The organism is Nocardioides sp. J54, assembly GCF_000519005.1.
Classification (GTDB): domain Bacteria; phylum Actinomycetota; class Actinomycetes; order Propionibacteriales; family Nocardioidaceae; genus Nocardioides.
In genome coordinates this window covers 55,527-75,872 of record NZ_JAER01000003.1, presented here as the reverse complement: position 1 = coordinate 75,872, position 20,346 = coordinate 55,527, and the positions used below count along the sequence as shown (strand labels likewise).

The window sequence follows — 20,346 nt, the reverse complement described above, 5'->3', positions numbered from 1 at the left end:
GGGGTTGTCGGCGGCCCCTCGTACGCTGGAGCCCATGCGTCCGGTCACCGATCTCGAGCGTCGTGTCGCCCCCTTCCACGTGAAGTCGGAGTACACACCCTCCGGCGACCAGCCGACCGCGATCGCGGAGATCACCAAGCGGCTCAACGACGGTGTCCAGGACGTCGTCCTCCTCGGCGCGACCGGCACCGGCAAGACCGCCACGGTCGCCTGGGTCGCCGAGCAGGTCCAGCGACCGATGCTGGTGCTCCAGCCCAACAAGACCCTGGCCGCGCAGTTCGCCAACGAGCTGCGCCAGCTCTTCCCCGACAACGCGGTCGAGTACTTCGTCTCGTACTACGACTACTACCAGCCCGAGGCCTACGTCCCGCAGACCGACACCTACATCGAGAAGGACTCCTCCATCAACGAGGAGGTCGAGCGGCTGCGGCACTCGGCGACCAACAGCCTGCTCACCCGCCGCGACGTCATCGTGGTCTCCACCGTGTCGTGCATCTACGGCCTCGGCACCCCGCAGGAGTACGTCGACCGGATGATCCGCCTGCGCGTGGGCGAGGAGCACGACCGGGACTCGGTGCTGCGCCGCCTCGTGGAGATCCAGTACACCCGCAACGACCTCGCCTTCACCCGCGGCACCTTCCGGGTGCGCGGCGACACCCTCGAGATCTTCCCGGTCTACGAGGAGATGGCGGTGCGCATCGAGTTCTTCGGCGACGAGATCGAGCGGCTGATGACCCTGCACCCGGTGACCGGCGAGGTGCTCACCGAGGACCAGGAGCTCTACGTCTTCCCGGCCAGCCACTACATCGCCGGGCCCGAGCGGATGGAGCGCGCGATCGCCGGCATCGAGGCCGAGCTCGCCGAGCAGCTCGCCGTCTTCGAGAAGCAGGGCAAGATGCTCGAGGCGCAGCGACTGCGGATGCGCACGACCTACGACATCGAGATGATGCGCCAGGTCGGCTCGTGCTCCGGCATCGAGAACTACTCGATGCACATGGACGGCCGCAGCCGTGGCAGCGCGCCGAACACCCTGCTCGACTACTTCCCCGAGGACTTCGTGCTCGTGGTCGACGAGTCGCACGTCGCGGTCCCGCAGATCGGCGGCATGTACGAGGGCGACATGTCCCGCAAGCGCAACCTGGTCGAGCACGGCTTCCGCCTGCCGAGCGCGATGGACAACCGGCCGCTGCGCTGGGAGGAGTTCCTCGAGCGGATCGGCCAGACCGTCTACCTCTCGGCGACCCCGGGCGACTACGAGCTCGACAAGGTGCAGGGCGACGTGGTCGAGCAGATCATCCGCCCGACCGGCCTGGTCGACCCCGAGGTGGTGGTGAAGCCGACCAAGGGACAGATCGACGACCTGATCCACGAGATCCGCACCCGCGCCGAGAAGGACGAGCGGGTCCTGGTGACCACGCTGACGAAGAAGATGTCGGAGGACCTCACCGACTACCTCCTCGACGCCGGCATCCGCACCCGCTACCTGCACTCGGAGGTCGACACCCTCAAGCGGATCGAGCTGCTGCGTGACCTGCGGCTCGGCCTCTACGACGTCCTCGTCGGCATCAACCTGCTCCGCGAGGGCCTCGACCTGCCCGAGGTGTCGCTGGTGGCGATCCTCGACGCCGACAAGGAGGGCTTCCTGCGCTCCGACAAGTCGCTCATCCAGACCATCGGCCGCGCCGCCCGCAACGTGTCCGGCCAGGTGCACATGTACGCCGACCGGATCACCCCGTCGATGGAGTCGGCGATCGAGGAGACCAACCGGCGCCGCGAGAAGCAGATCGCCTACAACGAGGCGCACGGCATCGACCCGCAGCCGCTGCGCAAGAAGATCGCCGACATCACCGAGATGCTCGCCCGCGAGGACGAGACCACCCAGCAGCTGCTGCAGACCTGGGCCGACGTCGGTCAGAAGGGCCGCGCCGGCGGCGTGAAGCCGGCGAAGTCCCCGACCCCGGCACTGCGCTCCACCGACGTCGGCGGACACGCCGCCGAGCTCGCCGGGATGCCCAGCTCCGACCTGGCCCAGCTGATCCAGGACCTCACCGACCAGATGAAGGCCGCCGCCACCGAGCTCCAGTTCGAGCTCGCCGCCCGCCTGCGTGACGAGATCGGCGAGCTCAAGAAGGAGCTCCGCCAGATGATGGAAGCGACCAAGTGAGGAGGGAGCGCCGAGCGAGGGACGAGCTCGAGTGAGCCGGGGCACGTCGTCCTCGACGCCGGCTGCGCCCCCTGGCGTGGGTAACCTGCTCTGGTGAGTGCGGAGCCCGGGTCCAGGCCTGGGCGGCGCTACATCGTCTGGGCGGTCGGCCTGGTGGTCTACGGCCTCGCCGTCTTCCACCGCAGCAGCCTCGCGGTCGCCGGCCTCGCCGCGACCGAGCGCTTCGACATCTCGGCCAGCCAGCTGGCGTCGTTCACGATGCTCCAGCTGCTCGTGTACGCCGCCATGCAGGTCCCGGTCGGCCTCATGGTCGACCGCTTCGGCTCCCGCACGGTGCTCACCGCGGCGGTCACGGTGGTCAGCACCGGGCAGGCGGCGTTCGCGTTCGCCGGCGACTACCCGACTGCGCTGGTCGCCCGCGCGCTGGTGGGTGTGGGCGACGCGATGACCTTCATCTGCGTGCTGCGGCTGGTGACGTCGTGGTTCCCGGCCCGGCAGGTCCCGCTGGTCAGCCAGCTGACCGGCAACCTGGGCCAGCTCGGCGCACTCGGCGCCGCGGCCCCGATGACCTGGGCGCTGGGCCAGCTCGGCTGGACCCGTGCCTACCTCGCCGGCGCGGTCGCCGGCATGGTCATGCTGGTCGTGCTGCGCCTGGTGCTGCACGACACGCCCGCGCAGGCGCACCTGCGGGGCGTGCCGATGACGGCCCGCGCCCTCGGCCGGAGCCTGGCGGCGTCGTGGGAGCAGCCGGGCACGCGGCTGGGCCTGTGGATCCACTTCTCCACCCCGTTCAGCCCCGCCCTGCTCGGCCTGCTGTGGGGCTTCCCGTTCCTCGTCACCGCCGAGCACACCTCACGGACGACCGCGGGCGTGCTCATCTCGGTGCTCTTCCTGACCAACCTGGTCTACGGCCCGCTCTTCGGGTGGCTGGTCGGACGGCAGCCGTGGCACCGCTCGACGCTCGGGCTGACGATCATCGCCGCGATGGCCAGCGTGTGGGCGGCCGTGCTGCTGTGGCCCGGCGACGCCCCGCTGTGGCTGCTGGTCCTGCTGATCCTGGTGACCGGCGCCGGCGGACCGGGCTCGATGGTGGGCTTCGACGTCGCCCGCACCAGCAACCCCGACCACCGCACGGCCAGTGCCAGCGGCATCATCAACGTCGGTGGCTTCACGTCCTCGCTGCTCGTGATCGTCGCGGTCGGTGTGGTCCTCGACCTGCTCTCGCCGGGCGGCGCGGAGGGCACCTACACGCCGGAGGCGTTCCGCTGGGCGATGGCCGTCCAGTACGTCCTGTGGGCGCTCGGTGCCGCGCAGGTGCTCCGCTACCGCCGGCGCGTCCGCTCGCTGACCACCCGCGAGCAGGTCGCGGGCGGCAGCACGATGGTCGACCTCGGCCGCCCCTGAGGGACCGGGCCCTGCTCAGCCCCGCCGACGCGCGGTGAGCCCGACGATGCGTGCCACGACGAGGGCCACGTAGAACACCCCGACGACCTGCTCGACCATCACCACGCCGCGCGCCTGGGCGAGGACGGGGTAGATGTCGGACAGCCCGACGCTGGTCAGCGTCGTGAACGACAGGTACAGCAGCTCGAACCAGGGCAGCTCCGTCGCGCCCTCGGGGCTCGACCAGCCGACGAAGGAGCCCGGCCAGAGCACCTGCACGGCGGCGTACAGGTAGGCGAAGCCCCAGGCCACGACCGTGAACGCAGCCGCGGTCGCGAAGAGCTCGTCGCGGGTGACCTTGTCGTCGTGGAAGAGGTAGCGCACCAGCGCGTAGGACACGAAGAGGTAGAACGGCACGTGGAAGGCCGCCGAGGCGACCACGACCCAGCCGACGTCCGGCTGGACCGCCTCCGCGACGGCGAGCACGACGGACGGGCCGCCGAGCAGCAGCGCCACCCAGGTGAGCACCTCCGTGCGGCGCACGGCCCACACTGCGCTGAGCACGACGGCCATCTGGGCCACGCCCGCGACGGCGCGGCCGACGGTCGAGCCCTGGAGGCCGGGGTAGGCGAGCACGAGCAGCAGCTGGGTGACCAGGAGCACCGCTGAGGGGTGCCCCACCACCGCCCGCAGGGGCGTGGGCAGGTCGGACGCGGGAGGCGGCACGGAACGATCCTAGGGACCCGGATGTGAGTGGCGTCACTTCCCGTGACCCACGCGGAGGGGGTCCGTTGAGCCCTCAGAGGGAGGACGCCTGTGGGCGCCGTCACAACATGTCGCGTTGGTCACAACGAGAACGTGTTCTAGTATTGCCGGGCGCAAGGGGCCCGGTCCCGGCGCAGTCAGTACGGGGAGAGGAGTGGGGCGTGGCGTTCAACGCCGTTTCGGTCGTTCGCGGCCCCGGTGAGATCGCGGTCATGGTCGTCGAGGTGACCAAGCGGATCTTCACCCGCCCCTTCCAGGTCCGCGAGTTCCTCGAGCAGGCGTGGTTCGTCACCAGCGTGACGCTGATGCCGACGATCCTGGTCTCGATCCCGTTCGGCGCGGTCATCTCGCTGCAGGTGGGCAACCTGACCGGACAGCTCGGCGCCCAGTCCTTCGCCGGTGCGACGGCCGTGCTCGCGACCGTCCGGGAGGCAGCACCGATGGCCGCGGCGATGATCATCGCCGGTGCCGCAGGCTCGGCCATCTGCTCCGACCTCGGTGCCCGCAAGATCCGCGAGGAGATCGACGCGATGGAGGTGCTCGGCATCGACCCGCTCGAGCGCCTGGTCGTGCCCCGCGTCGTCGCCACCATGTTCGTCGCGCTGATGATCAACGGCATCGTGATCGGCACCGGCATCGGTGGCGGCTACTTCTTCACGGTCATCGTGCAGGGCGGCTCCGCGGGCGCCTTCCTGTCCTCGTTCACGGCCCTCGCCTCGCTGCCCGACCTCTACATCGCGATGGTGAAGGCGGTCATCTTCGGGTGGCTCGCCGCGATCATCGGGGCCTACAAGGGCCTCGGCGCGGGCGGCGGCCCCAGCGGCGTCGGCCGCGCCGTCAACGAGTCGGTGATCGTCGCGTTCATGGCGCTGTTCTTCCTGAACGCGGTGATCACGGCCATCTACTTCCAGGTCGCACCGCCGGTGGGGTTGTGATGGCGGGCTTCCCCGGTTTCATGTCCGACGGCGTACGGGCCGGCCGCTCCACGCTCGAGGGGTACGGCGACCAGCTGCTCTTCTACACGAAGGCGCTGATGTGGGCGCCGCGCGCGATCCGCCGCTACCCCCGCGAGATCAGCAACACCCTCGCCGAGGTCGCCTTCGGCGCCGGCGGGCTCAGCCTGATCGCCGGCTCGGTCGGCGTGATCGCGTTCATGGCGTTCTTCGCCGGCACCGAGGTCGGCATCCAGGGCTACGCCTCGCTCAGCCAGATCGGCGTCGCGAAGTTCAGCGCCTTCATCTCGGCCTACTTCAACACCCGCGAGGTGGCGCCGCTCGTCTCCGCGATCGCGCTGGCTGCGACGGTCGGCTGCGGCTACACCGCCCGCCTGGGCGCGATGCGGATCTCCGAGGAGATCGACGCCCTCGAGGTGATGGGCATCCCGTCGCTGCCCTTCCTGGTCACCACCCGGATGGTGGCGGCCTTCGTCGCGGTCATCCCGCTCTACATCGTGGCCCTCTGTGCGTCGTACCTCTCGCCGCGGCTGATCGTGACGCTCATCTACGGACAGTCCGCCGGCACCTACGACCACTACTTCCTGCAGTTCCTGCCGCCCATCGACATGGTGTGGTCGTTCTTCAAGCTGCTCTTCCTCGCCGTCGCGGTGATCCTCATCCACTGCTACTACGGCTACACGGCCTCCGGCGGTCCCGCCGGTGTCGGCCGCGCCGTCGGCAAGGCGATCCGGACGAGCATCGTGACGATCGTGGTCGCGGACTTCTTCCTGAGCTTCGCGATCTGGGGCTCGACGACCACCGTCAGGATCACGGGGTGATTCCAAGGTGCTGGTGAACATCCATCACGACAGCGCCCGCGAGCACAACCGTCTGGTCGTCGCGGGCATCGCGTTCATCTCGGTGATCGCGCTGCTGCTGTGGCTCTCGATCGCGCTCTACAACAAGACGTTCGAGGACGTCACGCGCGTCACCGTCAAGGCCGACCGGGCCGGCCTGCAGCTGGCGAAGTTCGGCGACGTGCGGATCAACGGGGTGCTCGTCGGGCGGGTCGAGAAGATCGACCAGGACGGCAAGGAGGCCGAGATCACCCTCGCCCTCCAGCCCGACGCCGCGAAGAAGATCCCGGCCAACTCGGGCGTGCACATCCTGCCGACCACGCTGTTCGGCCAGAAGTTCGTGGCCTTCATGAAGCCCGACGGCGAGCCCGGCCGGCCGCTGGAGGACGGCGACGTGATCCCCTCCGACCGGGTCGAGACCAACGTCGAGCTCAGCCAGATCCTCGCCGACCTCTTCCCGCTGCTGCGCGCCGTGCGCCCGGTCGACCTCAACCTGACCCTCAATGCGCTGTCGACCGCGCTCGACGGCCGCGGGCAGGACCTCGGCAGGACCATGGACCAGCTCGGCACCTACATCGGCGCCATCGACGACTCGCTGCCGACGCTGCGCCAGGACCTCGAGGCCCTCGCCGACGTCGCCGACGCCTACGACCTGGCCGCGCCCGACCTGCTCGACGTGCTCGACAACGTCACCGTCACCAGCAAGACGCTGCAGGAGAAGGCCGCTGACCTCGACGTCTTCTTCTCCGACCTCACCGGCCTCGCGAACACCGCCACGCGGGTGCTGGGCAACAACGAGCAGAACCTGATCCGGATGGGGGAGGTGACCGCGCCGGTGATCGCGCTGCTCGCAGAGTACTCGCCCGAGTTCCCGTGCCTCATCCGCGGCGCCGCCAACTACGAGCCCATCCTCTCCAAGACCTTCGAGGGCAACTGGGTGAAGCAGTACATCGAGCTCGGCGCCCCGCAGTTCCGCGTGTACGACGAGCGCGACCTGCCGACCTACGGCGAGGTCGGCCACGGACCGTGGTGCGCCGGCCTGCCGAGCTTCAAGGTCCCCAGCGACCGGAACCCGCTGGACCAGGGCACCGACCAGGACGAGAAGGGCGGCTACCTGCCGTTCCCGGTCCCCGGCCTGTCGAACCCGAACCCGGTCGCGCACCGCTCCGGCATCGACAGCGGCTACGCCGGCACCTCGAGCGAGCAGAAGATCGTCAACGTCATGCTCGCCGAGCGCAGCGGCGGCGACCCCACGGCGTACGGTGCCCTCGGCTCGCTGCTCTACGGCCCGGTCGTGCGTGAGGGGAGGGCTGCCGGGTGAAGGACGCGACCAGTGCCCTGCTGAGGAGGCGCAACGCCGCCACGACCGCCGCGGCGGTCAAGCTGGGCATCTTCACGATCATCTCCGTCGTGGTCACCGGCACCCTGGCCGTGATCATGGGCAACATCGGCTTCGGCGACCGCAACGAGTTCAAGGCGGTCTTCGCCAACGCGACCATGCTCGAGAAGGGTGACGACGTCCGGGTCGCGGGCGTCAACGTCGGCGAGGTCAAGAAGGTCGAGCACCACAACCGCTCCCAGGCGCTGGTCACCTTCAAGGTCGACTCCGGCGTCGAGATGACGACCGCCTCCCGCGCCGAGATCCGCTTCCTCAACCTCGTCGGCGACCGCTACATGGCGCTCGTGCAGGGCAACGAGGCGAAGGACGCCGAGCCGTTGCGCGACGGCGCGACCATCCCGATCGAGAACACCAAGCCCGCGCTGGACCTGACCGTCCTCTTCGACGGCTTCAAGCCGCTGTTCGCCGCGCTCACGCCCGACCAGGTCAACGAGCTCAGCATGAACCTGATCCAGGTGCTGCAGGGCGAGGGCGGCACGGTGCGCAGCCTGCTCGCGAACACCGCGTCGCTGACCTCGGCGCTCGCCGACCGCGACAAGCTGATCGGCGAGGTCGTCACCAACCTCAGCGAGACCATGGAGACCGTCCAGGATCGCCGCGGCCAGCTGAGCACCCTCGTCGTCGAGCTGAAGGACTGGATGACGGACCTGGCCCGCGACCGCGACGCGATCGGCTCCTCGCTCGACAACATCTCGCAGCTGACCGTGACCGTCGCCGACTTCGTGCGCCGCGGCCGTCCGCTGCTCAAGGAGGACATCGCGGCGCTGCGCTCCCTGGCGAAGCTGCTCAACAAGCCGGAGAACCAGAAGAACCTCGCCGAGCTGCTCGACCGGATGCCGGAGACGATGACCGACCAGACCCGCACGGGCACCTACGGCTCCTGGTACCAGTACTACGTCTGCGGGGTGTCGGCGAGCATCCGGCTGCCCCTGCTCGGCGAGCAGTCCCTGCTCAAGGAGCTCAACAGGTACCTCAACAAGATCGAGTTCCACTCCTCCGCGCCGAGGTGCAACGACTGATGGCCCGGGCGAGCGAAGCACGCGTCCTGCGCCTCGGCGTGATCACCCTCGTGGTGCTCGCCGTGGTCTCCGCGGCGACCTTCAACCTCGGCAAGTTCCCGGGCTTCCGCGGCACCACCTACTACGCCGAGTTCAGCGACGCCAGCGGCATCCACAAGGGCAACATCGTCCAGGTCGGCGGCATCCGGGTCGGCCGGGTCACCGACGTCACCCTCGACACCGACCGGGTGCGGGTGAAGTTCGAGCTCGACGGAGACGTGGAGTTCGGCGAGGAGTCGACGGCCTCGATCGAGGTGCTCAACCTGCTCGGCGAGAAGTTCCTCGACCTGCAGCCGGTGGGCAAGGGCCAGCTCGCCGCGGGGGAGACGATCCCGCTCGACCGCACCGAGGCGGCGTACGACATCGTCGGGGTCTTCGGTGACCTGACCGCCACCACCGAGGAGATCGACACCGACCAGCTCGCGACCGCCCTCGACACGGTCGCCGACACCCTCGACGTCGCCGCGCCGGAGATCCAGGCGTCCTTCGACGGCATTTCCCGGCTCTCGCGCACCGTGGCCCAGCGCGACGAGGAGCTGCAGTCCCTCTTCGAGAGCTCGCAGGTCGTCACCGAGGTGCTCGCCGAGCGCAGCGACGACCTGGTCGAGCTGATGAAGAACAGCGACCTGGTCTTCAAGGAGCTGCTGAACCGCAAGGACGCCGTGCACGACCTGCTCGTCAACGCCGAGACCCTCGCCAAGGAGCTGCGGGCGCTGGTGAAGGACAACGAGGAGCAGATCGGCCCGGCGCTGGAGGAGGTCGACGGCCTGGTCTCCTTCCTGGTGTCGAAGAAGAAGCGGATCAAGGAGACCCTCGACGCCCTCGGCCCGTACGTGTCCATCCTGAGCAACATCCTCGGCACCGGCCCGTGGTTCGACGCCTACGCGTCCAACCTGCTCGCGCTGCCCACGGGTGAGTTCCTGCCCGGGTTCGTGGAGGAGTGACGGCGATGGTGTCCACGATCCTCAGGCGCCTCGACCGCCGCGTGCTGGTCGTCGTCGGCGTGCTCCTGCTCGTCGGCGTGATGGTCAACGTGCTCCGCTCGCCGGCGGAGATGAAGACCGTCACCGCGCACTTCCCGCGCGCCGTCAGCGTCTACAAGGGCACCGACGTGCGGATCCTCGGCGTCAACGTCGGCCGGGTCACGGCGGTCATCCCCGAGGGCAACTCCGTGCGCGTCGACATCGAGTACGACGCGAAGTACCGCGTGCCCGCCGACGCGAAGGCCGTCATCGTCACCCCGACCCTGGTCGCCGACCGCTTCGTCCAGCTCACGCCCGTCTACGGCGAGGGTGACGACGTGATGGCCGACGGCGCCGACATCCCGCTCGAGGGGACCGGCGTCCCCGTTGAGCTCGATCGCATCTACAGCAGCCTCCAGGACCTCACCCGGGCGCTCGGGCCCAACGGCGTCAACGCCGACGGCACCCTCGACAACCTGCTGGAGGCAGGGGAGAAGGCCTTCGACGGCCAGGGGGCCAAGGGCAACCGGATGATCCGGGACCTCGCGGCCGCGGCCGAGACCTTCGGCAACGGCGCCGGGCCGCTGTTCGAGACGGTCACCCAGCTCGCGAAGTTCACCGCGACCCTCGCCGACAACGACCGCCTCGTCCAGGCGTTCATGAAGGACCTCACCGGCGTCTCCGCGATGCTGGCCGAGGAGAGCGACGAGCTCCAGCGCGCGGTCGCCGCCGTCGCCCGCGCGGTCGGCAGCGTCAAGGGCTTCGTCAACGACAACCGCGACGCGCTCGTGACCGACGTCCGCAAGCTGACCGACGTCCTCAGCACCATCGTGTCCGAGGCCGACAGCATCGAGACGGCGCTGCGCGTCGCGCCGACCGCGATCGGAAACCTGCACGTCGGCTTCGACCACGTCACCGGGTCGCAGAACAGCCGCGTCGGCATCGGCGGCTACATCTGGGACGCCGACGGGTTCATCTGCGCGATCATCCAGCAGAACCCGGCGATGCCCGCGGCCCTCAAGGACACCGCCTGCACCGTCATCGAGAAGCTCCTCGAGCCGATCCTGACGAAGCTCCCGTGGCTGCCACCCGAGTACAAGTCCCTGCTCCCCAAGGCGAAGACCGGGGCGGGCGCCAAGGGCGCGAAGGCCGGCTCGGACACCGACCAGGGCGTGCGGCTGCCCGAGGTCACGGAGATCTCCTACGCGACCGGCGACGGCGCCTCGGTCGAGACCCTGCTCGGAGGTGGCTCATGAGCACGCGCCCCCTGCGTCGCCGCACGCGTACCGCGCTCGCGACCGGTGTCGGCCTGGCCCTGCTGGCCGGCCTGACCGCCTGCAGCGACTTCGACGGCGCCTACGACCTGCCCCTGCCCGGGCACGAGGTCGACGCCGACGACGCGTTCGAGGTGACGGCGTACTTCCGTGACGTGCTCAACGTCGTGCCGCGCTCGCCGGTGATGGTCGACGACGTGGTCGTCGGCGAGGTCGCCGAGGTCGAGCGGTCCGGCTGGAACGCGGAGGTGAAGCTGCTCGTGCGCAAGGACGTCGAGCTGCCGGACAACGCCATCGCCGACATCCGCCAGGTCTCCCTCCTCGGCGAGAAGTACGTCGCCCTCGAGGCGCCGCGCCACGAGCAGCCCATCGGGCGGCTGGCCGACGGTGACGTCATCGAGCTCCCCGCCACCGGGCGCAACCCGGAGGTCGAGGAGGTGCTCGGCGCGCTCTCGTTCCTGCTCAGCGGCGGTGGCGTGGCCCAGCTCGGTACCGTCTTCCGCGAGGCCAACCAGGTGATGTCGGGCCGCGAGGACCGGCTCAAGTCGCTGCTGTCGTCCCTGGACTCCGTCGTCGGGACGCTCGACCAGCAGAAGGTCGAGATCATCAACGCCCTGGAGTCGCTGAACAACCTCACCGAGACGCTCAACGCCGAGAAGGACACGATCGGCGAGGCGCTGGACGCCACCGGCCCGGCGATCAAGGTCCTCGCCGCCCAGCACGACGAGCTCGTCGAGATGCTCGGCGCCCTCGACAAGCTCGGCAAGGTCGGCACCCGGGTGATCAACGCCAGCAAGAAGGACGTGCTCGCGATCCTCGAGGACCTCAGCCCGATCCTGCGCCGCCTGCGCGAGGCCGACGAGCAGCTGGCCCCCGGCCTCAACCTGCTGATCAGCTTCCCGTTCCCGCAGTCGGCCAACAAGATCGTCCAGGGCGACTACGCCGACACCATCGCCCGCGTCGACATCGACCTGGCGAACCTGCTGCGCACGCTGGGCATCCCCGACATCCAGCTGCCCGACCTCGGGCAGGTCCTCGACCAGGTCTCGCGCTGCCTCCAGAGCGGCAGCCTCACCGGCACCGCCTGCGCGAAGGTGCTCAACGACCTCGACCTGCTCAAGGACCTCAAGCAGAAGTGCAAGGCGCCCGACCTGCGCACCAGCCCGGTCTGCAAGCTGCTGAACTCGCTGCCGAACCTCGACCTCGGCAGCCTCCTCAAGGGCGGCCTGCTCGGCACCGACGGCATCTTGTCCGGCCTGACGAAGGGCCTGGCCGAGCCGGGGGCGTCGTACGACAACCAGAGCACCGAGAGCCTCCTGGGAGCCACAGCATGAGCCGCGGCGTACGGATCCGGCTGATGGCCTTCGTCGTGCTCAGCGCCGTCGGCATCACCTACATCACCGCCAGCTACCTCGGCGTGGTCGACCGGGTCACCGGCCGCAACATCACGGTGACCGCGAGCCTGCCGGGCTCCGGCGGCCTCTTCGAGGGCAGCGAGGTCACCTACCGCGGGGTGAAGGTCGGCAGGGTGACCCGCATGGACGCGACCGACGACGGTGTCGACGTCACCATCGACCTGCGCCACGACACCAGGCTGCCCGTCGACGCCCGGGTCGAGGTGCACAACCTCTCGGCCGTCGGTGAGCAGTACCTCGACTTCCTGCCCACCAGCGAGGGCGGCCCGTACGCCGAGGACGGCACCCGCTACGAGGGCGGTGCCGACTCGCTGCCCGTCGACGAGGGCGACCTGCTGGTCGACCTCAACCGCTTCGTCGGCTCCGTCGACCGCGACAGCCTCAAGAAGGTCGTCAAGGAGCTCGGGCTGATGTTCGGCGACACCGGCCGCGACCTCGAGCGCCTGCTCGACGGCGGCTCCGCCTTCATCGAGGAGGCCCAGGCGCACACCGACGAGACCATCGCGCTGCTCGACGACGGGCTCACCGTGCTGCGCACCCAGCGCGGACAGAAGGAGAACATCCGCCGGTTCGCGAAGGACCTCAACACGGTGACGTCGATGCTGCGCGGCAGCGACCGCGACCTGCGCACCGTGCTCCAGGCGACTCCCGGCGCTGCCCGCGCCCTGGACCGGCTGCTCAAGGACCTCGAGCCGACCCTGCCGGTGCTGCTGAGCGACCTGATCACCCTCGACCAGGTCCTGGTCAGCGAGCTCGACGGCATCGAGCAGCTGCTCGTGACCTACCCGGCGGTGCTCGCGAGCGGTCCGACCGGCTCCACCTCCGACGGCTGGGGCCACGTCAACCTGCAGCTCGACTACAGCGTGCCGCCGTGCACGAAGGGCTACCTCCCGCCGGAGGAGTGGCGCTCGACCCAGGACCTCACCGACGGGCCCATCGCCGACGTCAGCTGCGAGTCGGGGCCGCCGTACGTCATGCGCGGCACGAAGTACGCGCCGAGCAACCGTGCCGGCAAGGCGTCGCCCGGACGCGTCTACAGTGGCGTCTACGACCCGTCGACCGGGAGGGTGCCGGGGCTCGTGGACAACGCGGGGAACCCCGTCAAGCTGAACAAGCCGGAGGACCTGTCGGTCCTGGGAGGGGATGCGTGGAAGTGGCTGCTGATCGGGCCGGTGGCGAGCCGGTGACCGCGGCGCAGGCTGCGGAGGAGGAGCGGAGCCGGGTCCGGCTCAACATCGCGCTGTACGCCGCGACGGTGCTCTTCGCCTGCGTGACCGTGCTGCTCGGCGTGCTCCTCTGGGACGCCCGGGATGAGCGCGCCGGCGGCGTCGACATCGTCCCCGGCGCCGGCCAGGACGTCGGCCGCGGCACCGTCCAGGCCGTCCGCCTCGCCGACCGTGCCGACCAGGACCGCGTCGCCGACCAGCTCGAGGCCGCCACCACGATGGTCACCGCGTTCGTGAACTTCGACCACCGGGATCCCGACTCCACGATCGAGAAGGTCCGCAAGCTCTCGACCGGCGACTTCCGCAAGCAGTACGACGCCGGCGCCAAGGACCTGCGCAAGCTGGCCACCGAGGCGAAGTCGACGATGACCGCCCGCGTCGTGTGGGCCGGCCTCGTCGCCGGCGACGAGGACTCCGCGACCGTCATCGTCGCCACCGACGGCACCGTCACCAACAAGACGACCAAGTTCAAGGAGCAGGCCCGCAACTACCGGATCCAGGTCGAGCTCGTGAGCAAGGACGGCCAGTGGCTGACCCGCGACCTGCAGTACGTCGAGCTGGGCTGAGGAGTGACCCGATGAGCCGCCCCACGCCCCGCCGCCCCGCCAGCTCCCGCGGGCAGACCCCGCGGCCGCGCAAGATCGCCGGCCAGTCGTCCACGACGTCCAGCACGTCCACCACGCCCAGCGCGTCCACCACGTCGAGCACGCCCACCACGTCGACCACGCCCACCACGTCGACCACACCCGCCACGCCCGCAGCGGAGAAGGCCGGGAAGACCGCCACGGCGCACCCGTCCTCGGCAGGTGTCTCGTTGACGAAGGGCGAAGGCAAGCCGAGGGCTGCCGCGACCGGGCCAGGGGCCCCGGCCGCGCAGGACGGCTCCCGCCGGGGCGTGCTCGCCCGGCCCAAGACGACGCGGGTGCTGATCATCGCCCTGGGCCTGCTGGCCCTGCTGCTCGCCGGCCAGGCCGTGTGGTGGATCCGCCACGACGGCGGCACGAAGGCCGTCGACGCAGGCTCGGTCACCGTGCCCGACGACCGTCCGGTCGTCGCCGACCAGCTCGCCGTCCAGGACGGCGTCGAGTCGGCCGCCAAGGCGGCGCAGGAGATCGTCGCCGTCGACTTCCAGAAGTACGACGAGGAGGTCGACGCCGCCGCGGAGCTGATGACCTCGCAGTTCGAGGCGCAGTACCGCAAGACCGCCGGTGACATCCGCGACGACTTCGTCGCGAACAAGACCGTCGTCCAGGCCAACGTGGTCGCGCAGGGCGTCGTCCGCGCCAACCGCACCCGGCTCGAGGCGCTCGTGTTCCTCAACCAGGTCGTGACCCGCACCCGGGACGGCAAGCCGGAGACGGTGCTGACGCCGTTCAAGGTGCTGGTGACGATGGTGCACACCGACAACGGGTGGCTCGTCGACGGCCTCGACACCGACGCACCGCGAGACAAGAGCAAGTAGAACACGTTACAGTTCCGGCGTGGACACCACCGTGCGTTGCGACCTCGCCATCATCGGCGCGGGTCCCGCCGGCCTGTACGCCGCCTACTACGCGGGTTTCCGCGGGCTGAGCGTCGCGCTGGTCGACTCGCTGCCCGAGCTCGGTGGCCAGGTCACCGCCATGTACCCGGAGAAGGCGATCCTCGACGTCGCCGGCTTCCCGTCGGTCAAGGGCCGCGACCTCGTCGACGGCCTCGTCGCGCAGGCGCTCACCGCGCAGCCGGTGCAGCTCCTCGGCCGCACCGCGACCGGCCTCGCCGTGGACGAGGAGACCGGCGTCGAGCTGACCCTCGACGACGACACCGTCGTGCACGCGAAGGCGCTGGTCATCACTGCCGGGATCGGCAAGTTCAGCCCCCGACCGCTGCCGGCCGCCGACGGCTGGGTCGGCCGCGGCGTCGAGTTCTTCGTGCCCAGCTTCGAGCCCTACGCCGGAAAGGACGTCGTCATCGTCGGTGGCGGCGACAGCGCCTTCGACTGGGCCCAGCACCTCGAGCCGGTCGCCCGGTCGGTCACCCTGGTCCACCGCCGCGACGCCTTCCGCGCCCACCAGCGCACCGTCGAGGAGGTCCGGGCCTCCAGCGTCGAGATCGTCACGAAGGCGGAGGTCACCGCCCTGCGCGACGCCGACGGGGGAGACCGCGGCCCGCTCGCCGAGGTCGAGGTCGCCGTCGACGGCGAGAAGACCGTGCGCCCGGCCCAGGCCGTGGTCGCCGCGCTCGGCTTCGTCGCCGACCTCGGCCCGCTGCAGCAGTGGGGCCTGGAGACGCACCGCCGGCACATCGTCGTCGACAGCGCGATGCGCACAACGCTGCCGCGGGTCTTCGCCGCCGGCGACATCACCGAGTACGACGGCAAGGTGCGCCTGATCGCCGTCGGCTTCGGCGAGGCGGCGACCGCCGTCAACAACGCCGCCGTCGTCATCGACCCGTCAGCCCACGTCTTCCCGGGCCACTCCTCGGAAGGGGGCTGAGGTGAGCAACGGACGCGACCAGGTGCGGCTGACCGACGACGAGGTGCAGCAGCTGCTGCACGAGAACCTCAAGGTCCAGGTCGCCGCCAACGGCAAGGACGGCCACCCCCACCTGACCACGCTCTTCTACGTCGTGCGCGACGGGAAGATCGCGTTCTGGACCTACGGCCGCAGCCAGAAGGTCGTCAACCTCGAGCGGGACCCGCGCGTCACCGCCCTCGTCGAGGACGGCGTCGACTACTTCGAGCTGCGCGGCGTCTCCATCGAGGGGCGCGCGGAGATCGTCCGCGACCGCGAGGAGATCCTCGAGATCGGCAAGGCGGTCTCGGTGCGGATGTTCGGCGTCGACTCCTTCGAGGCGCTCGGCGACATCGGCATGAGGACCGTCGAGAAGCAGGCGACCAAGCGGGTCGGCGTGGTGATCCACCCCGACCGGGTCGCGTCCTGGGACCACCGGAAGATGACCTGAGAGGCGAGACATGAAGATCAAGGTCGACTTCGACCTCTGCGAGTCCAACGGCCTGTGCGAGGCCATGGCACCCGAGGTGTTCGAGCTGGACGACGACGACTTCCTCCAGCTCCACACCGAGCAGACCACCGACGAGAACATCGAGAACGTCCGGCGTGCGGTCGCCGCGTGCCCGCGGGCCGCGATCACGCTGGTTGAGGAGTGAGCATGACGGACGCGACGACGTCGCTGGAGGGCAAGGTCGCGATCGTGACCGGCGCAGGCGCCGGCCTCGGCCGCGCGGAGGCGGTCGCGCTGGCCCGCGCCGGGGCACGGGTCGTCGTCAACGACCTGCCCGGCGCCGGTGACGACGCGGTCGAGGAGATCCGCAGCCTCGGGGGAGAGGCGGTCGTCGTACCGGGCGACGTGAGCGAGCGGGCCACGGCCGACGCGATGGTCGCGGCCGCGGTCGACCAGCTCGGCGGGCTCGACATCGTGGTCAACAACGCGGGCATGACCCGCGACCGGATGCTCTTCAACATGTCCGACGAGGAGTGGGACGCCGTCATCGCGGTCCACCTGCGCGGACACTTCCTGCTCTCGCGCAACGCGGCGTCGTACTGGCGCGGCAAGGCCAAGGAGAGCGAGACCGGCACGGTCTACGGCAGCATCGTCAACACCGCCTCCGAGGCCTTCCTCGGTGGCTCGCCGGGCCAGCCCAACTACGCCGCCGCCAAGGCCGGCATCGCGGCGCTGACCCTGTCCAGCGCCCGCGGCCTGTCGAAGATCGGCGTGCGCGCCAACGCGATCTGCCCCCGCGCCCGCACCGCCATGACCGCGGCCGTCTTCGGCGAGGACCAGTCCGGCCGCGAGGTCGACCCGTACTCGCCCGACCACGTCGCGCCGCTGGTCGCCTACCTGGCCTCGCCGGCCGCCGAGCGGATCACCGGCCAGGTCTTCGTCGTGTACGGCGGCATGGTGGCCCTTGTCGCGGCCCCGGTCGTGGAGCAGCGCTTCGACGCCTCCGGCGAGCTGTGGACCGGCGAGGACCTCGACAAGCAGCTCGGCGGCTTCTTCGCCGACCGGGACCCGAACGTCGGCTTCGCGGCCGACTCGATCATGAAGCTGAGCGTGTGATGGCCGGACGGCTGGAGGGCAAGGTCGCGATCGTCACCGGCGGCGCGCAGGGCCAGGGCGCGGCGATCGCGCGCGCCTACGTCGAGGAGGGCGCGAAGGTCGTCATCGCCGACGTCGCCAAGGACGAGGGCCAGGCCCTCGCCGACGGGCTCGGCGACGCCGCGCACTTCGTCCACCACGACGTCAGCGACGCGGCCTCGTGGACCGCGCTGGTCGAGGACACCAACGCCCGCTTCGGCCCCGTGGACGTGCTCGCCAACAACGCCGGCATCCTGCGCTTCGGTGACATCGAGCGGCAGTCGCCCGAGGAGGTCGAGCTCGTCTGGCGGGTCAACCAGCTCGGCGTGTTCCTCGGCATGCAGGCCGTCAGCCGCACCATGCGCAAGAACGGCGGCGGCTCGATCATCAACGCCTCGTCCGTCGAGGGACTGGCCGGCATGCCGTCGTGCACCGCCTACGCCGCGACCAAGTGGGCGATCCGGGGCATGACCAAGTGCGCCGCGATGGAGCTCGGCCCGAAGGGGATCCGGGTCAACTCGGTGCACCCCGGCATGATCGACACCCCGATGACGCGGGTGCACGGCGGTGACGCAGCGATGGAGTTCGGCGCCAGCAAGGTGCCGCTGCGCCGGGTCGGCCAGCCGGGCGACATCGCCCCGGTCTACGTCTTCCTGGCCAGCGACGAGTCGTCGTACGTCAACGGCGCCGAGATCGCCGTCGACGGCGGGGTCACCTCGACCCACGCCTTCGGCGCCTGATCGTGCGCTCAGTCGCGCAGGATCAGCCGGATCGCGGTCTCCATGTGGGCGGCGGTCTCCGCCGCGGAGGAGCGGCCGGTCACCCAGGAGACCAGCGCGGAGAGCCACACGTCACCGATGACGCGGGCGATGGCGACGTCCTCGTCGTCGACCGCCTCCTCGCCCGGCACGCCGCCGTGCATGGCGTGGGTCACGATCGAGGTCATCGCCATGCCGACGACGTGGATCTCGTTGGCGACGCTGCTGTCGGCGAACATGAAGGCGCGGGTGAGGGCCTCGGTGAGCTTGGGGTCGCCCTGCATGCCGCGGGCCATCCGCTTGAGCACGTAGAGCACACGGTCGGCCTGGGTGTCGCCCGGGATCTCCCGCTCGCGCAGGCGGACGGCGGCCTCGTCGAACTGCCGGCCCAGGGCGCTCACCAGGAGGTGGATCTTGGAGGGGAAGTACCGGTAGAGCGTGCCCAGCGCCACGTCGGCCTGCTCGGCGACGGCGCGCATCTGGACGGCGTCGAAGCCGCCGGACTTGGCGAGCTCGTAGGTCGCGTCGAGGATCCGCTTGCGGCGCTCCCGTTGTGCTGCCGACCCGAGGTCGTCGGAGGTGGACGGGTTGGCGATGCTCACGGACTGACCCCCTGGAGTGGTGTGACGAGGCGGGTTGTTCGGACCCAGTCGATAGGCTACCGGCAGGTAGCGCATAATTTGGAACACGTTCCACTACGTTTTTGTTTCGGCCCTGCTCCCCGGGAGCTAGTGAAGGGGAGAGGTAACTGAATGCGGATCGCAATGCTGTCCTACCGCAGCAAGCCACACGTCGGGGGACAGGGGATCTACATCCGCCGGCTCACCCGTGAGCTCGTGGCGCTCGGCCACACCGTCGAGGTGTTCTCCGGCCAGCCCTACCCGGAGCTGGACGAGGGCGTCACCCTCACCAAGGTGCCGAGCCTGGACCTCTACCGGCCCGGTGACGAGTTCCGGAACCCGCGCCCCAGCGAGTTCCGCGACCTCGTCGACGTCGAGGAGTGGCTGACCATGCGCAGCGGGGCCTTCCCCGAGCCGGTCACCTTCAGCAAGCGCGTGGTCAAGCTCCTCGCGGAGCGCCGCGACGACTTCGACATCGTCTTCGACAACCAGACGCTGGCGACGCCGCTGCTGGGCATCGAGGACCCCTCGGCTGTCGGCCTGCCGCTGGCGACCACGATCCACCACCCGATCACGATGGACCGCCGCATCGAGCTGTCCGCGGCGCCGTGGCTCAGGCGCAAGCAGGGCTCCAGGATCCGCGTCGAGCTGCCGAAGCTCGGTGTGTGGCGCTGGTACTCCTTCCTCAACCAGCAGAAGCGCACCGCCCCGCAGCTGCGCCGGGTGATCGTCCCGTCGGAGTCGTCCAAGCGCGACGTCGTGCGCGAGTTCGGCGTGGACCCGGCGCGGATCGAGACGATCCTGCTCGGCGTCGACGACCGCTTCGTGCCGCCGACCGAGCCGCGCGTCCCGGGCCGGATCCTGGCGATGGCCAGCGCCGACGCCCCGCTCAAGGGCATCTCCGTGCTGCTCGAGGCCTTCGCCAAGCTCGTCACCGAGCGCGAGCTCGAGCTGGTCCTGGTCACCAAGCCCAAGGAGGGCGGGGTCACCGAGAAGCTCATCGCCAAGCTGGGCATCGAGGACCGGGTGTCCTTCGCCAACGGCCTCACCGACGACGAGCTGGTCGCGCTGATGGGCTCCGCCGAGCTCGCCTGCGTGCCCTCCCTCTACGAGGGCTTCTCGCTCCCGACCGCGGAGCTGATGGCCTGCGAGACCCCGCTCGTGGTGTCCCGCGCCGGTGCCATCCCCGAGGTCGTCGGTCCCGACGGGCTGTGCGCCGACGTGGTGGAGCCCGGCGACGTGGGTGAGCTGACCGCCGCCCTCGCCGCGCTGCTCGACGACCCCGAGCGCCGCGCCGAGATGGGGGCCGCCGGCCGCCGCCGGGTCAAGGAGCTGTTCAGCTGGAGCGCCGTCGCGGCCAGCACCGCCCAGGTGCTGGAGGACGTGATCGCCGAGTACGACGCCGAGCGGGGCCGCAACGCCGCCGCCGCACCGACCACCGAGGAGAACTGAC

At 70.2% G+C, this 20,346-nt stretch carries 20 protein-coding genes; 18 read left to right on the top strand and 2 right to left on the bottom strand.

Going from position 1 to position 20,346, the window contains the following annotated elements:
* Positions 1–34 precede the first annotated feature (34 nt).
* Positions 35–2,164: an excinuclease ABC subunit UvrB gene (gene uvrB / locus NOCJ54_RS0102905; RefSeq protein WP_028654271.1), complete on the top strand. Its 2,130-nt coding sequence runs from the start codon at positions 35–37 to the stop codon at positions 2,162–2,164.
* 93 nt (positions 2,165–2,257) lie between these two features.
* Positions 2,258–3,568: an MFS transporter gene (locus NOCJ54_RS0102900; RefSeq protein ID WP_051485408.1), complete on the top strand. Its 1,311-nt coding sequence runs from the start codon at positions 2,258–2,260 to the stop codon at positions 3,566–3,568.
* Positions 3,569–3,583: 15 nt separating this feature from the next.
* Here NOCJ54_RS0102900 and NOCJ54_RS0102895 read toward each other — a convergent pair whose 3' ends face one another.
* A complete protein-coding gene (locus NOCJ54_RS0102895; RefSeq protein ID WP_051485407.1) occupies positions 3,584–4,273 on the bottom strand; it encodes an ion channel in 690 nt (229 codons plus the stop codon).
* Positions 4,274–4,524: 251 nt separating this feature from the next.
* On the opposite strand from NOCJ54_RS0102895, the gene NOCJ54_RS0102890 reads away from it, so the two are divergent.
* Genes NOCJ54_RS0102890 through NOCJ54_RS0102820 form a run of 15 tightly spaced genes read left to right on the top strand, consistent with a single transcriptional unit; the run spans position 4,525 to position 18,255 of the window.
* Positions 4,525–5,247, top strand: a complete 723-nt coding sequence (locus NOCJ54_RS0102890; protein WP_051485442.1) for an MlaE family ABC transporter permease — start codon at positions 4,525–4,527, stop codon at positions 5,245–5,247.
* Between the two features lie 20 nt (positions 5,248–5,267).
* Complete coding sequence (locus tag NOCJ54_RS0102885) at positions 5,268–6,086, top strand: MlaE family ABC transporter permease (protein ID WP_028654267.1); 819 nt, start codon at positions 5,268–5,270, stop codon at positions 6,084–6,086.
* A gap of 13 nt (positions 6,087–6,099) precedes the next feature.
* Entirely contained in the window at positions 6,100–7,425 is a 1,326-nt protein-coding gene (locus tag NOCJ54_RS0102880) for an MCE family protein (protein WP_232221659.1), read from the top strand.
* Positions 7,422–8,522 carry an MCE family protein gene (locus NOCJ54_RS0102875; RefSeq protein ID WP_232221658.1) on the top strand — a complete coding sequence of 367 codons (1,101 nt, stop codon included), beginning with the start codon at positions 7,422–7,424 and terminating at the stop codon, positions 8,520–8,522. The genes NOCJ54_RS0102880 and NOCJ54_RS0102875 overlap by 4 nt, the downstream gene beginning before the upstream one ends.
* Positions 8,522–9,505, top strand: coding sequence for an MCE family protein (locus tag NOCJ54_RS0102870; protein ID WP_028654264.1), 984 nt, complete (start codon positions 8,522–8,524; stop codon positions 9,503–9,505). The genes NOCJ54_RS0102875 and NOCJ54_RS0102870 overlap by 1 nt, the downstream gene beginning before the upstream one ends.
* Before the next feature lie 5 nt (positions 9,506–9,510).
* Positions 9,511–10,779 carry an MCE family protein gene (locus NOCJ54_RS23545; RefSeq protein WP_051485406.1) on the top strand — a complete coding sequence of 423 codons (1,269 nt, stop codon included), beginning with the start codon at positions 9,511–9,513 and terminating at the stop codon, positions 10,777–10,779.
* Positions 10,776–12,131, top strand: coding sequence for an MCE family protein (locus NOCJ54_RS23540; protein ID WP_084254881.1), 1,356 nt, complete (start codon positions 10,776–10,778; stop codon positions 12,129–12,131). The genes NOCJ54_RS23545 and NOCJ54_RS23540 overlap by 4 nt, the downstream gene beginning before the upstream one ends.
* Positions 12,128–13,399, top strand: coding sequence for an MCE family protein (locus tag NOCJ54_RS0102855; protein ID WP_028654263.1), 1,272 nt, complete (start codon positions 12,128–12,130; stop codon positions 13,397–13,399). The genes NOCJ54_RS23540 and NOCJ54_RS0102855 overlap by 4 nt, the downstream gene beginning before the upstream one ends.
* A complete protein-coding gene (locus NOCJ54_RS27960; protein WP_051485404.1) occupies positions 13,366–14,004 on the top strand; it encodes a hypothetical protein in 639 nt (212 codons plus the stop codon). The genes NOCJ54_RS0102855 and NOCJ54_RS27960 overlap by 34 nt, the downstream gene beginning before the upstream one ends.
* Before the next feature lie 11 nt (positions 14,005–14,015).
* Positions 14,016–14,900: a hypothetical protein gene (locus NOCJ54_RS0102845; RefSeq protein WP_028654262.1), complete on the top strand. Its 885-nt coding sequence runs from the start codon at positions 14,016–14,018 to the stop codon at positions 14,898–14,900.
* A 19-nt stretch (positions 14,901–14,919) separates the two neighbouring features.
* Positions 14,920–15,912: an NAD(P)/FAD-dependent oxidoreductase gene (locus NOCJ54_RS0102840; protein WP_028654261.1), complete on the top strand. Its 993-nt coding sequence runs from the start codon at positions 14,920–14,922 to the stop codon at positions 15,910–15,912.
* Position 15,913: 1 nt separating this feature from the next.
* A complete protein-coding gene (locus NOCJ54_RS0102835; RefSeq protein ID WP_028654260.1) occupies positions 15,914–16,381 on the top strand; it encodes a pyridoxamine 5'-phosphate oxidase family protein in 468 nt (155 codons plus the stop codon).
* Positions 16,382–16,391: 10 nt separating this feature from the next.
* Positions 16,392–16,586: a ferredoxin gene (locus tag NOCJ54_RS0102830; RefSeq protein ID WP_028654259.1), complete on the top strand. Its 195-nt coding sequence runs from the start codon at positions 16,392–16,394 to the stop codon at positions 16,584–16,586.
* A 2-nt stretch (positions 16,587–16,588) separates the two neighbouring features.
* Entirely contained in the window at positions 16,589–17,497 is a 909-nt protein-coding gene (locus NOCJ54_RS0102825) for a 3-oxoacyl-ACP reductase (RefSeq protein ID WP_036516624.1), read from the top strand.
* Positions 17,497–18,255: a glucose 1-dehydrogenase gene (locus NOCJ54_RS0102820; protein WP_036516621.1), complete on the top strand. Its 759-nt coding sequence runs from the start codon at positions 17,497–17,499 to the stop codon at positions 18,253–18,255. Before NOCJ54_RS0102825 ends, NOCJ54_RS0102820 begins: the two co-directional genes overlap by 1 nt.
* Before the next feature lie 8 nt (positions 18,256–18,263).
* Here the strand turns inward: NOCJ54_RS0102820 and NOCJ54_RS0102815 are convergent, their stop codons facing one another.
* Positions 18,264–18,875, bottom strand: coding sequence for a TetR family transcriptional regulator (locus tag NOCJ54_RS0102815; RefSeq protein WP_028654256.1), 612 nt, complete (start codon positions 18,873–18,875; stop codon positions 18,264–18,266).
* Positions 18,876–19,025: 150 nt separating this feature from the next.
* Here NOCJ54_RS0102815 and NOCJ54_RS0102810 point away from each other — a divergent pair, with 150 nt between their 5' ends.
* Positions 19,026–20,345, top strand: coding sequence for a glycosyltransferase family 4 protein (locus NOCJ54_RS0102810; protein WP_028654255.1), 1,320 nt, complete (start codon positions 19,026–19,028; stop codon positions 20,343–20,345).
* The last annotated feature ends 1 nt before the right edge of the window (position 20,346 follow it).